This window comes from Limnobaculum zhutongyuii (assembly GCF_004295645.1).
In the GTDB taxonomy this organism is placed as follows: Bacteria; Pseudomonadota; Gammaproteobacteria; order Enterobacterales; family Enterobacteriaceae; genus Limnobaculum; species Limnobaculum zhutongyuii.
In genome coordinates this window covers 1,743,506-1,758,127 of record NZ_CP034752.1, presented here as the reverse complement: position 1 = coordinate 1,758,127, position 14,622 = coordinate 1,743,506, and the positions used below count along the sequence as shown (strand labels likewise).

Genomic DNA, 14,622 nt, shown 5'->3' with positions numbered 1-14,622 from the left:
CCTTAGTCAGTCGCTTTCTTGGTGATACTCAACAAGGGTTCCAATACCCATTCGTAGAGCCTTCTTTTATCCAGTGTGATATCCGCTTCCAGTTCCATACCCGGCTGTAGCGCTTTATCTTTTCCATAAACGCTAATCAATTGCTTATCCGGCTTAACGACGATTTGGTATAACGAGGCTTCATTGCCAACGTTCGTCGTGCTTTGTAATTCATGCTGCAGTAAAGCTGCCTTAGAAATGGACACCACTTCACCGCGATACTGACCAAATTTTTGATATGGATATGATTGGTAACGTAACCAAACTTCAGCACCTTCCTGAATAAAACCCACGGCGTTACTTGGTGCATAAAGATGAACCATTAAAAGTGAGTTCTCCGGAACAATGCTGACCATTGGCTTACTGTTGTCCACAAATTGCCCGGTTTGAGCAACGGCCGCGGTTATGGTACCGGCCTGTGGTGCCTGAATAGTGATTTCACGTTTGGCTTCACTTTCAGCTAATTCTTGTCGGGTGGTTGAAATATTCCGATCGATCTGTGCCTGCTGTTTATCAAACTTCAGCAGTAATCCATCTAACTCAGATTGTCTTCCCGCCAGCTCTTTTTGAGCATTAATCTTCTCACGCTCATAGCTGCTCAGAGCGCTTTGCTGCTGCAATAGCTCTTCTTTCACCCGCTCGAATTGCTCCAGAGAGATATATTCTTTCTTATAAATCTCCTGATATTGCTGCTGACGGCGTTGCACCAACTGCATAATTTTGCGCTGATTAACAATCTGCTTGTCTAAGGCATTAACCTGATCGTTTAACTGCCGAATATAATTCTGCAGTAAAGATTTCTCTGCGGTAAATTGGGTTTGGTTCTTAGCTAAATCTTCATTCAGCGAGTCCAGTCTGGACTGAATCTGAGTACTGATCACCTGCTGAGTACCGCTGCTGTTTTGCGATTCTCTTTCACTGGAAATCACATAGAGCACATCACCCTTTTTGACCAGCTCCCCTTCTTTCACTTTTTTGTCTGTTACCACGCCGTATTGCGGGCTATAAACTTTGATCACTCCACGATCGGGTACTAATTGTCCCGTTACGGTCTGCTTTCGCGTATAAGAAAACAAAATGCAAAAAAGCACGATAAATACAGTAATGGCGCAAACAAAAGCAGTAAAAAATCTCAATGTTAAAGGAGTACTTAACATAACGCTGCCAAGCCACTTTTGCTTTTCTGCCTGAAGCGCCTCCTGGCGAAATAGCCCCATAAGCCATTTTATCCTTAATAATTATTACGTTAACTAAATTCACTAACGATAGATTCTTAATTAATCTGACATGATTAGATTGACGAATTTGCTTATCGCCTCGTCAATTTACACATCAGTAATTGGTGTTAGTCTTAATAAAATAAGTCATTCCCAAAATTTAATAGACCTTCGCTATAAATATATTGAATATTTCACTTAAAAATCTTAAGCCACCGTTTAAAGCACATTATATAAAACAAGAATATATTCAGGGGCAATAAACAAACCACCCATAAGACTAGGATTCATTCTCAAATTTGATAATAATAATGGCTTTTAGGTGTTACCGAGACAAGAATATAACAATATTCCTATCCAATGCAATATACGCTAAGTTTAAAAATAAATGACACTCATCACTTAAAGCATACTAAGCTTAAATTCTCATATAAAATTTGATCTCAATACCCATTGAGCTCAATAACGTTAAGATAATACAGTTCAAACCAAGGTAATTTAGAATAGCAACGCATTATTAAACAAACGCTCACCTCAAGATAATGACATAACATCATGAATACAATGATATTTATAAAAACGCAAGCAATGGAACAATAACTTAAATAAATTTCAGATATATTATAAATACATTTGCAATTAAAATTTATAAAAAACCCTAACTAAATAAGTAATATCTAATTAAGTATAAATAAAGACTTATTTTATAGTAAAAACACTATTTTATCTTTTCTTATAATTTGCATTACAAGATTTTTTTGATAAATTTACCCGGCGTCTAATAGGCACCTAAGTCTAAATTGGGAGGGTAAGTTTTTCTGAATTGAAAGACCTCTTAATTACGCACTTAAAGAATTATAGTTAATTACGATTTAATGGAAAAAAATTAGCTTTTTTTGTAGCCGATATCTTTTTTATTTTTAAACGCTAATTTTTACACCTCAAATATAGGTTATGGATATGAAACTATACGTACAAAAAGCAGGTCAAGCCGTTGAAGAAGTCTCTCTGACTGGTTCAACACAAATCAGTGCAACACCGGGTACTCGCCTTTTCGTGGAAGCCAATGATGGCGCTATCACCCACATGTCACGTTCTGGTTCACAGTTAGTTGTGAACACTGCTGATGGTAAAGTGATCAATGTAGATAACTTCTTCGGTTCAGCCGATCAGGGTATGAGCTCATTAACCATTGATAATACAGCTGAATCAGGTTTACCTGAAAAGCAAATCGTTCTTGGTGATGACAGACTCTACGCAGATGGCAGCGAAGTTATTGCTTATACTCCTGAGCAGTTAAAAGAAGTTATCTCTGGTTGGGATTATTATGAAATGCGTGGCGAAGAAGCTGCCGCTGCAGGTGATGATGACAACACCGGTCTGTTTGTTGCGCTGGGCTTAGGTGCTGCCGGTATCGCTGGTTTGATAGCCCTGGCAAACGATGACGATAATGGACATAGCTCTAGCGGTGTCAATCCAAATCCTACGCCAGATCCTAACCCAAGTGAAGTGACTGACCCAACGCTGATCACGCTGAACCGTTCTAATGGTTCAAGCCTGACCGGTACCAGTGATGCTAAAAACGCAACCGTCTATATTGATATCAATAACGATGGTACTTACGACTATACAGCAACCACTGATGCTGATGGCAACTGGTCTTTCCCTACCCCAACATCTATTCCTGATGGCGCAACCGTTAGCGTTTGGGTATTAGATAGCAAAGGTGAAAAGATTGCGGTTAGCACTGTTATTGATGCAACTGCACCTGACTTTATCTCAATGACTGTTTCTCAGGATTTAGCGGTTATCACCGGTAAAACTGAAGCAGGCGCTGTCGTTAAACTGGATCTGGATGGTGACGGTACTGCTGAATACACCGTCAAAGCAGACGACAACGGCAACTACAAATTTACCCTGGAGAACGGCGCAACTCTCGTTCCGGGTACCAGCGTAATCAGCCTGGCTGATGATTTAAATAACGTTTCTCAAATCACTATTCCAGTAGCAACCAAAGCGACTGTATTAGGTATGAGCGATGGTACCAATGCAATGGATCTGTCTACGACGACAGAAATCACCTCTCCTACTCTGCACGGTCTGGGTACCCCAGGCGCAGTGGTTCAGGTTATGGATGGTGATACCATTATCGGTACAACTACTGTTGGTACCGATGGTAACTGGAGCATTAAAGCAACTGATTTACCTGTTGGTAGTCATTCTTTTGGCGTTGAAACCGTTATCAATACTCCGGTAAGTGGCCCAAGCAAAGAAAATACTGCCAATATCACTTTTGAACAAAAACCTTATGACATGTCAGTTATTGTTGCTGATATCCGTGAGATTGAAGTTGATGACAGTATTGATGCGCCAATTTCAATTACCCGTGCTCTGCCAAACGGTGGCTATCTGGTAGCTTACCCACAAGCTGAAGCAGCTGGTTCTAAATTCTATGACATTAAAGTCAAGATTTTTGATGCCAGTGGCAGCATGGTGTCTGAACTGACTCTGGGCGAGAAGAATGTCGCTGATGGTTACAGCCGCGACAGCGCTAAAGCTTACTTAAGTAACTTTGACGTTGCAGTTTCTCCGGTTGATGGTGCGATTACCGTTCTGTATTCCAGAAACGAAAATCCTTCAAGCTATACCGGTAATGATGTTGTATTCCAACGTTTCTCTGCTGATGGCGCAGAAATTACTTCAGGTCCACAAGTTGTTGCCGCTTCTGGTGATATTGGTGGCATGAATGGTCTGCTGGCTGGTTTACTGCCAGACGGTTTAGCCAATCTGATCACCAATACCCTGTCAGGTATTGTGAATCCGATTGCCGACTTCATGACCAATGCGCTGAAGACCATCGATTTCCTGAACATCCTGCCAGATACCGATTTTAAAGCGTTAGTTGATCTGTTTGTAAACGGTCTGACCGATCGTATCTACTCTGTGCTGTTTGGTCAGGGCCTGTTGAGCTCATCTATTGTTCAAATGGAAGACGGTAGCATTGTATTTACCGGTACCCGTTTCATTGAGCCATTAGATCTGGAAAACATGGTTGAGAACGCTGACGTTTCTGGTTTTGTCAAAGAGTTCATGGACGCATTAGGATTAAAAGGTATTCCTATTGTTGGTTCAGTTATCGACTGGATCGTTGAAGGCGTTCTGAATCTGGCCGTTCAACCAATTGAAGGTTTCGTTGACACCATTCTGACCTGGTTCGACCTGAATGCTTTCGAAGCTGGTGCAAACCTGTACAGCGTTCGTTACGCGCAAGATGCCAATGGCAATCTGGTTAAAGTCAGTGAAAATGCTGAAGCTCCACATGATTTCTCTCTGGGTGGCTTCTTCACTGAAAACGGCTATATCACTACCAGCAATGGTATTTTCGATAAAGCCGTTAACTGGATCTTTGGTAATGATCCTACCAGCGACAGCGAAGGTTTAGTTGGTGCCGATCTGGGCGGCGGTCAATATGCCGTAATCTGGCAGCAAGCTTGCAAAGACTGGTCTATCGATCAATTACTGAAAAACCCGGTTGACCTGAAAATCTCTGTTGTAGATTTCAACACTGGCAAAATCTTACTTGATGGTGCAACGCTGAATACTGATGCTCCAAGAGGTTCTGCTGACGTTTCACCTAAGATCATCACCTTACCTGATGGCACCTTCGCGGTATCCTGGGTTCGTGTAACCGGCAGTGATATGGGTGACGTATTAGTTCAACGTTTCCAACTGCTGGGTGGCAAACTGGTTGCTGTTGATGCACACCCAACCGTAGTTAACACTACGACTGATGGTGCTCAAGGCGTACTTGCTGGATCCTTAACGGGTGCAAACGACATTACCGTTCTGGAAAATGGTAACTACGTTGTTAGCTGGGCGTCTGTGACAACTCAGGGTGAATCTCACGTTGTATCTCGTGTGTTCGATATGAGTGGTCATGCTGTTACCGACGAAATCATCGTTGATAAAGGCGTTGACGATCCGGGTATCTGTTCTCTGCCTTCTGTTGTTGCTCTGGCGGGTGGTGGCTTCGCTGTTACCTGGTCTGAAGTTTCTGAGACTGGCGGCAACCTGTACAGCCGTACTTATAACGATGACGGTTCAGTACGTGGTGTGGGTGATACCGGTGGTGATGTTTCCAACCCAGGTCACTACATCAAAGGTACTTTAGAATCTGCCGTTGGTACTAATGGTGATGACGTTATTGATGGCCGTAATGGCGTTACTAACGTTGTTGCTAACGACGGTGATGACCGCATTCTGGTCATGTCTAATGGCTTTAAATCTATCGACGGCGGCAATGGTTTTGACACTGTTGTGTTTGAAGATAAATCAGCCACTACCATTGATTCAACAACGCTGAGCAAACTGCACAACATCGATCAAATCGATCTGAACAATACTTCTGCACTGACCTTAGATGTTAAGTATGAAGATCTGATTAAGCTGAACGATGACAAGCACCTGTTTGTTAAAGGTGATGCAAACGACAAAGTTGATCTGGATTTAACCAGCTGGACTAACGTTGCAACCGCTAACAAGTCTGGTGTGCAATATAACCTGTATGTCTACGATAAAGACGAAGACGCTCAGGTTTGGGTACAAAATACTATCTCTGTAATTTAATACCTCTCTCAGGGGCGAGTTCTTTCGCCCCTTATTAATTAATTATTATTAGTTAATAGTAATTAATTAATAAGTTAGCCGTTATATGAATATTAATTCAAAGGATTGGTTATGGATTTCTCTCCATGGAATGAATGCGTGACAATTGTTGCCAAAGAGTTAGGCATTAATGTCAGCACAAATAATTTAAAACACATCGTTCAGAATGGTGGTGAACGTGATGAGGTAATGCATAACCTGATAAATTACATTGGGTTACAGTGCAAAGAAGTTAATGAAAAATTAGAGAAAATTCCTGCACTATTGTTTCCGGTATTAGTGCCATTACAAAATAACCAGGCCGTTGTGGTATATGATATTAATGAAACTCATGCCACATTATCATTCCCTATCTCTCCAGATGTGAAAACTCAGGTTAATTTAGAGCAGCTGGAATTAATGAGAGAAGGCGCACTTTGGTTAATTTATCCAAAAGAAAGAATAGAAGACAAACGTGTTGATGAATTCCTTAAGCCTTATAAAGGAAATTGGTTATTTCAATTAATCGCTAAAGACACCAAGTTTTATGGACAAATTGCTCTGGGTGCTTTATTTGGTAACATTCTTGCCCTCTCCAGCGCCCTGTTTTCCATGCAGATTTATGACCGGGTTATTCCCGCACAGTCCTATTCAACATTATGGGTTCTGTTTATTGGGGTAATGGTTGCTCTGCTGATGGACATGGGTTTACGTCTTGCCCGAAGCCATTTGGCCGATGCTATCGGTAAGAAAACCGACCTGTTTATGTCCGGCATGTTTTTCTCCCGGGCATTGAGAATGAAAAATGATGCCCGACCAAACTCCACCGGTGCCTTTGTTGCTCAACTGCGAGAAATCGAACATATCCGTGAATTGCTGACGTCAACAACGGTCGTCGCTATGGTGGATATGCCATTTATTCTGATCTTTATTGCTGTGATTGCATTTATTGGCGGTCCTCTGGCATTTGCACCATTGCTGGCAATTCCATTGGTCGTTATTCCTGGTTTGATTGCTCAGTGGCCACTGTCCCGTTTATCCCAGAAAGGTATTCGTGAAAGTGCTATCCGTAACGCCATGCTGGTGGAAACGGTTGAAGGTCTGGAAGACATTAAAATCATGCAGGCTGAAGATCGTTTCCTGCGCACCTGGAATGAATGTAACACCACCACGGCTCAAATCTCTTTAGAACAGAGACACTGGTCAAGCCTGATTACTAACTGGTGCCAGTTTATCCAACAGTTAGTGTATATCAGCGTAATCGCGCTGGGTGTTTATCTGGTAATTAATAACGATATCACAACGGGTACTTTGATTGCCTGCTCCATTTTATCCAGCAGAACTGTGGCACCGTTAGGACAGCTGGCATCAGTATTAACTCGTTGGCAACACGCCAAAATGGCAAAAACGGGTTTAGATGAGTTCCTGAAAAAGCCACTGGATCAAAAGCCATTTAGTGAAACGCTGCATACCGATGAAATCAAAGGCAACTTCAGTTTAAAAAACGTCAAATATCGCTTTAGCGCAGATGCTCCAATGGTATTGGATGTTGACAGACTGGAGATTAAACCGGGAGAAAAAGTCGCCATTCTGGGTTCTATCGGCGCCGGAAAATCATCCCTGCTACGCCTTATTTCAGGTATCGCTGAAGCGACAGAAGGTGAATTGCTGCTTGATGGCCTGGTAATGAAGGATATCTCTAATAACGATATTCGCCGCGACATCGCCTATTTACCTCAGGGTGCCCAGCTGTTTCACGGCACCATCAGAGACAATTTAATTATGGGTAAGCCTCAAACCTCCATAGAACAAATTGTTGATGTCTTGAATATTGCCGGTGCTGCCAGCCTGTTAAAAACCGGGAAAGGACTGGATTTATCCATTGCCGAAGGCGGTCGGGGCTTATCGGGTGGTCAAAAGCAAACGTTATTGCTGGCCAGAACCCTGCTGCGTAACTCCCCTGTCCTGTTCCTTGATGAACCAACAGCCAATATGGATGAGAAGTTGGAAAACCATGTGGTTGCTTCACTACGAGATCATATTAAAGACAAAACTTTTGTGGTGGTTACCCACCGCCAGGCTCCTTTAAGACTGGTTGACCGAGTTATTGTCATGAATCAGGGGAATATCATCCTTGATGGACCAAGAGATCAAGTATTGCAAAAGCTGCAAGCAACTAATTAGTCAGGATGATGAAAATGAGTTTGTTTAGTAAGAAGAAAAAAACCATCAGCATGCATGGCGATCCGGTGCAAAAGCACACCTATATCATCTGGATGATTTTATTAACCTGCTTTGCCCTACTTTTATGGGCCAACTATGCAGAACTGGATGAAGTTACCAGTGGTCAGGGAACGGTTATTACCTGGAACCGTTCACAGATAATTCAAGCCAGAGATGGCGGTGTTATTCGCGAATTAATGGTGCGTGAAGGCGATTTAGTAAATGCAGGTCAACAATTAGCCGTTCTGGACGCCACTCGCTTTCAGGCGGGATATGACGAAATTGGTGCGAAAGTTAAAGGATTGGCGGTGAGCATCGCTCGTTTAACCACAGAAATAAAAGATGACAACAGCAAACCAGACTTCTTGTTGTTACTACGCGAGTTCAGCGGTGGTATCGCCTATAAGGATATGTCAGATGAAGAGCTGTTAGCAGATAACAAAGTATTAATTGACCATGAAATGTCCCTGCTCATCACCCGTCGTAGAGGTTTGGATGAAAACATATCTGGCCTGCAGCGCAGCTTAAAACTGACGGTTAATGAGCTGAACCTGATTCGTCCGCTAGTGGTAAAGGGAGCCGTAAGTCAGGTTGAAGAACTGCGCTTAAGAAGAGAAGAAAACGAGCTGAAAAATAAAATCACTGAAGCTCGCAATCATTACTTTGAACAGGCTAAAGAAGAACTGGTTAAAAAGAAAAATGAACTGGACTCCATCTACTTTCAACTGCTGCAAAGAAAAGATCAGTTAACCAGTACGGTGATCAATTCACCGGTGAAAGGCATCGTTAAAGACGTACAGGTGACGACCGTTGGTGGCGTACTGGAACCAGGCGGAAAACTGATGGAAGTGGTTCCATCTGAAGACCAACTGGTTATCGAAGTAAAAATAAATCCAAGGGATATTGCATTCATTCACCCGAATCAAAAGGCCATTGTCAAAGTTAGTGCCTATGAATCATCAATATACGGAACCATGGATGCAACAGTAGAACGAATCTCTCCGGATACCATTCAGGATCAGGTACGCCGTGAGCAGTACTACTACAAAGTTTTTGTTCGTACTGAACGTTCTGCACTGGAAACGCCTGACGGCAAGACTCATGAAATTGTCCCGGGAATGTTGGCTACGGTTGATATCAAAACAGGGAAAAAATCAGTGCTCGATTATCTGATTAAACCATTGAATAAAGCCAAAGAAGCGCTGAGGGAAAGATAAGTGATTCGATATAACAAAATCATGATCGCGCTGGTTGTCAGCTACTTCTCCACGCTGTCAGCAGAAACAAGCGCCGAAACATTAAATGAAACGCTGCAAATGGCAGTCAATCGTTCACCAACGATCAAATACCATACGGGAAAAATTGCCTCCGCAGACAGCACCATTGGCGAAGCCCGAAGCGGATGGTTGCCTAACGTCTCCCTTAATGTGGGTAATGAGGTTATGCGCAGCAACAAAAGAGACAGTGATGGCAGCAATACCTATTCGGTTAAAGTTGATCAAACCCTGTTCGACTTTGGCCGGGTTGGCGATCAGGTTGACTATGCTGAACATAATAAATCTTCAGAGGTATACACCGCTCATGATGAAGCCGAAGTGCTGTCATCAAAAGTTTCTGAGACCTACTTGAATATTCTGAAATATGAACAGCTAATTGACATCAATAAAAAGAATACTATTGAGCACCGCAACATTCTTGGTCTGGCAGAGGCCAGAGCCAGTGGTGGTGTGGATAGCCGCGGTGATGTTGAACAGGTTGAAGTACGGATCAAGGGATTAGATGCGGAGCTGGCTAACTATGAAGCTCAGCTAAAAGCCGCACAGGAAGATTACTATATTCTGGTGGGTAAACGCCCTTCCGGACTGAGTATTCCAGACGTTAGCGCATTAAAAGCTAAACTTGCCGTAAAAATGAAAGAACGTATTTCTGCTTCGCCGCGAGTTGAGGCTATCAGAGCTAACCGAGATGCGGCGGCTGCAGAGTATGCTTACACCAGTAAAAGCTGGCTCCCTGCCCTGAGCGTTTCGGTTTCTCAAGGAAAGTTAAGCACTTCCGGAGAAAATGATACGGTAGTGATGTTAAACGTAAACAGCAATATTTTCGATGGCGGTGGCGCACTCTATCGCAGCAAGGGTGCTGCTCAACGGGTAGAAAGTGCCCGCTGGAATATTGAAAAATCCATCGAGGATTTATCGACTAAAGTCTCACAGATGTATCAGGAAGCGCTTAGTCAGGAAAATCAGTCCAACATTTATGCTCAACGTATTCTCCATTCACAGGAGGTGAAAGAGCTTTACCATGAACAATACAAAGTAAACCGTCGTTCTGTTTTAGATTTATTAAACTCAGAACAAGAACTTTTCCAGACCATGAGCAATAAAGTGAACGCGGATTTCAACTTCCGGGTTTTGCTTATTCGGGTATTTTCTGAATTAGGTGAGATAAATAAAGCGTTTAATATCAAAGTTAAATTTGAAGAAGAAGACAGCGGTAATTTGGTTTCTAACCTGTTTGGCGGCAATAAACAGTCTCAGAAAGCGGCTGAGCCTCAAATAACAGAAGAAATAATACCAGAACCAATGGTGATCCCGGTTACATCGACAGTAAGTAGCAGACCAGAAATCGTCTATTCACCAAACGTTCAAAGCACGGTTACCAATAAACCGGAAATGGCTACACCACAAAATATTCAAACCACTGAGATTAGCAGACCTGTGGTAACTGAGTCGCGAAGTGTCCCAACCATTGTGGTTAACAGACCAGAAATTGCACCATCAAATAATGTTCAAACAACTGTGATTAACAGGCCAGAAATAGCTGCGTCACAGAATGCACGAACCACTGTGGTTAACCAACCGACAATTGCACCATCACAAGCGATCCAGACCCGAACTATTGAGCGTCCGCAAGTTTCTATGCCGACATCAAATATTAACAGTAATAACAGTGATGGTTATATCACAAAGCCATATAAATACTCTGAATCGCAACCAGTCCAAACGCCGGCTCCGACAATTCAGGAAAACATCAGAAAAGAACAAATTGCTAAACCTGCTATTCGTTCTACACCGAAAGGGATTGATGACCCATTACTTTTAATTGGGGTCAGAAAGAAATAGCTCCAAAGAATTATATTCAATCGTTCTTAACGAGTTGGTCGGTTATTTATTTTAATGAATAGTGATTTTTAGAATTTTATGTTAAAAATGAGCGAAGCTTCTAAAGAAGCCATTATATATGAGGGATTTATATAATTAGTGCAGCGGGAAATTATTGCAACTGGAACATAAGTGATTATACCAATATAAAGGGATTTTATCAGAGCACTATGCAGATCTAAAAATCCCTGATGATTTTATTTATTTAGTAATACAAATACCTCTATTAATAGTTCACAACTCTGGTTAATGAATCTATTTTCCGTGATCTGTTTCTGGTATAGAGGTCGTTGCATTCAACACATTAAATACGGATGCGAGTATTAAACAACGATAGGCGCTTAAAAATGGACAAAGGCAAAATAAAGACATTAATTGTCGATAATAATCAATTCGTGTGTTTCGCTATCAGTGAAATCTTAAAGAATACTGATTTTCTGGATATCGTAGGGGCTATTCACTCAACAACGGGCGTTGTTGATATGATTAAAAATCAAGATATACAGTTAGTCCTTATCAATATTGATCTGATCAATAATGATAAAGATAAGCTGGTAAAAGAAATACATGGTGAAAATTCATCAACTAAAATTATTGGACTGACTTCTGAAAATTCCAACTCCAATATTATCAATTCATTAGATGTCTCCATCGATGGAATCATCGATAAAACTAATGATATCGAGTCACTTACCTTAGTCTCTAAGCTAGTGATGAATGGCTTTCAGTGCATTCCAAAGAATAAGCTGTGTAATGATAAAGTCAATAAAACAGCAATGTTAACCAATCGTGAACGCGAAATATTACAGTTCATTACCCAGGGAATGTCAAATAAAGACATCGCAGAAAAGCTAAATATCAGCAGTAAAACCGTTAGTGTTCATCGCTATAATATTATGTTTAAACTGGAGATAAAAAATTCTCTCGATCTGTTTAAACTAGGTAGTTTTTCTATCTAAACCACTATTAATGTAATGACCTGGGGCATAAAGGAGGGAATAAAACCTATTCCCTGCTTTTCTTTTTTTACAATAAAGGTACATTTTCATTACCTCTTCTTTTTAAATTCAACTTTTCTTCATTCTTTTCTTGATAAATAACCACCAATTTGATTGTTTAATAAACAGTGGTAAATCTAAATTCAACTTATTACCTCAACATAATTAATTGCAGGTATTGAATTATATCAATATCGATTAGATAGTTTTAAAAACTCAAAACAAAGCAACAAATATATTTATTAGTCACCTATCGATCAAAGTAGTCATCATAATTATCAGTTTCTGAACCATCTTTTAAAATGGCAAACAAACCTATAGCACAAAAAATATAAAGTATAATAAATGCACATAAAGAGAATATGATCATAAAATTTGATGACCATTCGACTATTGCTTGTAAAATAACTTGTATTAGACCAACCATAAACAATACCTCCTCATTAGTAACCTGTTACTGTGTTACATGCTAAAAGTAATGTTATTGCTAACCAATAGCTTTTTTATACTCATCAGTAACGGTAGCTAATTTAACGCTGATTAAGCAGAGACGTTATCCATAAAGCGAAATGGCAACAGAAGCGTGTCAGTAGATTGGTTTCATACAGAATATCAAGGTATTAATTTGATTTAAAAAGGAAATTTATAAAATTTAGCGGAAATTTTATAAAAAATGATGAAGTGATATGTGTTGTTGAAAGGTAAGAAAGGTCAAAACCAGAAATAAAATCTCCACCCGATGCGTTAAGTGGAGATTTACTTGGTTTCTTTACTGGTTACTACCAGACTCAAAAACTAGGGCATGCTGATAATAAAAAGCGTTGAATAGAATATCAGCAAAATGGTACCCGTTACGGTTAATAATACTCTCATAGTGAACTCCTCGCTGATCTACTCTGAACACAGGTTAACTGGTTAGTATCAAAACGTTTATCTTTAAGCTTTTGATACTGCTTACTATAAAGACTAGTTCATTGTTTTAATTTTGCCATGCTCATGTAAATAAAATGTTATTATTCATTTTGTTCATATAATTTATAACAGATAAAACACCAATTTTCATCAGAAAAATCAATACATTTTTTCGTTAAAATGAGTGTTTATGATTACTACGACATTAATCACTGGGATATTAGTAATTAAAGGTTTTGATTATCAATGTAATAGGTAAAATCTTTCTGGTTATGATCAACCTGGTTTAGCGGTTCAGGAGCGATATCAGATTCGTAAGCAAAAAAAAACGCCGCAGTTATTTGCGGCGTTTTGTATAACAAAGAAAAACTTACTCTCTGTAGCGCTGAATATCCGATGCCATATCGGTAACGATTTTCTTCAGATCTTCTGCCGTTACTTTTTGAGAATCATTGCTCAGTTGCTTACCAAAGCCTTTACGTACGACTTCAAATACAGTTTTACCCGTGCTGGCATCAATTAATTGGCCTTCAAACAGCAACGTGGTGTCCTGATCCCGCTCTCCTGTTGCTGCCATTGTGCCAGCAATTACTAAAGCTACAGGAATAACTTCATAAAACTGTAAACCCTCGGTAGAGGCTGCAACACCGGTAATGGCACCGCGGAAAATCAGTGTGTTTGGTGTTTTTGGTGAGTTGACCAGATTCAGACGTTGACCAAAAGCAGATTTAATATTTTGGTTAGTATAATTTAATACCTGATCCAGGGTTTGTTGCGTAACTTGTGCGTTAGGCTTTGGAGCCGGGTAATAAACAATTGGTTCATAATAAAGGTTCTGATAATTTTGAGCTTTAAACGATGGATCCATCCAGCGTAATACTTCCTGCCCTGACGCACTTTCAGCTTTATGCAATTTTGAATAATCTGGTAAAAAACCAGAGTAATCTTTAGTGTCTGCTACCTTCGAGGTACAACCACCTAATAAAAGGCTACCAATTACTACTGCTGCGGAGATATGCTTCATCGCCAACATACTTGACCCCTAATATGTAATCGTCAAATCAATTGTTTTGTTAAACAGAGCACTATTTCTACATAAAAGAGAAGATTGCTGGAACCTGTGAGTTGCTTTCCTATTCTTTTATAAAGCTATCTTGCCCTAGCCAATGGTCTTAAATACCTTCTTTGCCGGAACACTCAGTATAGATGCTATTAATGAGGCCACCGTGAAAATAATTATTCTTGATATATCAATAAAAAAGCTCAATTGACTTCACAATATATAATAAAAATTAAAATAATTTCAATTGATTATTTTCATCTAAAAATAATCAGCAAAAGGTACTAATTTAGCGATTAAAGGGTGAGTACAATGCTTTACTTTTATTTAATTAGCTGGTTGTATTTTCTCATCCGATAGCTATTCCAATG

General features: G+C 40.3%; 7 protein-coding genes. 5 read left to right on the top strand and 2 right to left on the bottom strand.

The genetic code is table 11. The annotated features are described in order from the left end of the window. Positions 1–2: 2 nt before the first annotated feature. Positions 3–1,256, bottom strand: a complete 1,254-nt coding sequence (locus tag EKN56_RS07610) for an HlyD family secretion protein (protein ID WP_130591224.1) — start codon at positions 1,254–1,256, stop codon at positions 3–5. A 960-nt stretch (positions 1,257–2,216) separates the two neighbouring features. On the opposite strand from EKN56_RS07610, the gene EKN56_RS07605 reads away from it, so the two are divergent. The 5 genes from EKN56_RS07605 to EKN56_RS07585 all read left to right on the top strand — a co-directional run bounded on the left by EKN56_RS07605 (position 2,217) and on the right by EKN56_RS07585 (position 12,240). Continuing rightward, positions 2,217–5,882 carry an Ig-like domain-containing protein gene (locus EKN56_RS07605; protein WP_168189627.1) on the top strand — a complete coding sequence of 1,222 codons (3,666 nt, stop codon included), beginning with the start codon at positions 2,217–2,219 and terminating at the stop codon, positions 5,880–5,882. Positions 5,883–5,993: 111 nt separating this feature from the next. Further along, entirely contained in the window at positions 5,994–8,084 is a 2,091-nt protein-coding gene (locus tag EKN56_RS07600; protein ID WP_130591222.1) for a type I secretion system permease/ATPase, read from the top strand. A 14-nt stretch (positions 8,085–8,098) separates the two neighbouring features. Beyond that, positions 8,099–9,340, top strand: coding sequence for an HlyD family type I secretion periplasmic adaptor subunit (locus tag EKN56_RS07595; RefSeq protein WP_246019999.1), 1,242 nt, complete (start codon positions 8,099–8,101; stop codon positions 9,338–9,340). Then, positions 9,341–11,242, top strand: a complete 1,902-nt coding sequence (locus EKN56_RS07590) for a TolC family protein (RefSeq protein WP_130591221.1) — start codon at positions 9,341–9,343, stop codon at positions 11,240–11,242. It begins immediately after the preceding gene. A 386-nt stretch (positions 11,243–11,628) separates the two neighbouring features. Next, positions 11,629–12,240: a response regulator transcription factor gene (locus tag EKN56_RS07585; protein ID WP_168189626.1), complete on the top strand. Its 612-nt coding sequence runs from the start codon at positions 11,629–11,631 to the stop codon at positions 12,238–12,240. A 1,321-nt stretch (positions 12,241–13,561) separates the two neighbouring features. Here EKN56_RS07585 and EKN56_RS07580 read toward each other — a convergent pair. After that, complete coding sequence (locus tag EKN56_RS07580) at positions 13,562–14,224, bottom strand: DUF3313 domain-containing protein (protein WP_130591219.1); 663 nt, start codon at positions 14,222–14,224, stop codon at positions 13,562–13,564. Positions 14,225–14,622: the final 398 nt, after the last annotated feature.

Bases quoted from the DNA above. Each gene is read 5' to 3' on its own strand.
- EKN56_RS07610 (WP_130591224.1), bottom strand. From the start codon at position 1,256: ATGGGGCTATTTCGCCAGGAGGCGCTTCAGGCAGAAAAGCAAAAGTGG.
- EKN56_RS07605 (WP_168189627.1), top strand. From the start codon at position 2,217: ATGAAACTATACGTACAAAAAGCAGGTCAAGCCGTTGAAGAAGTCTCT.
- EKN56_RS07600 (WP_130591222.1), top strand. From the start codon at position 5,994: ATGGATTTCTCTCCATGGAATGAATGCGTGACAATTGTTGCCAAAGAG.
- EKN56_RS07595 (WP_246019999.1), top strand. From the start codon at position 8,099: ATGAGTTTGTTTAGTAAGAAGAAAAAAACCATCAGCATGCATGGCGAT.
- EKN56_RS07585 (WP_168189626.1), top strand. From the start codon at position 11,629: ATGGACAAAGGCAAAATAAAGACATTAATTGTCGATAATAATCAATTC.
- EKN56_RS07580 (WP_130591219.1), bottom strand. From the start codon at position 14,224: ATGTTGGCGATGAAGCATATCTCCGCAGCAGTAGTAATTGGTAGCCTT.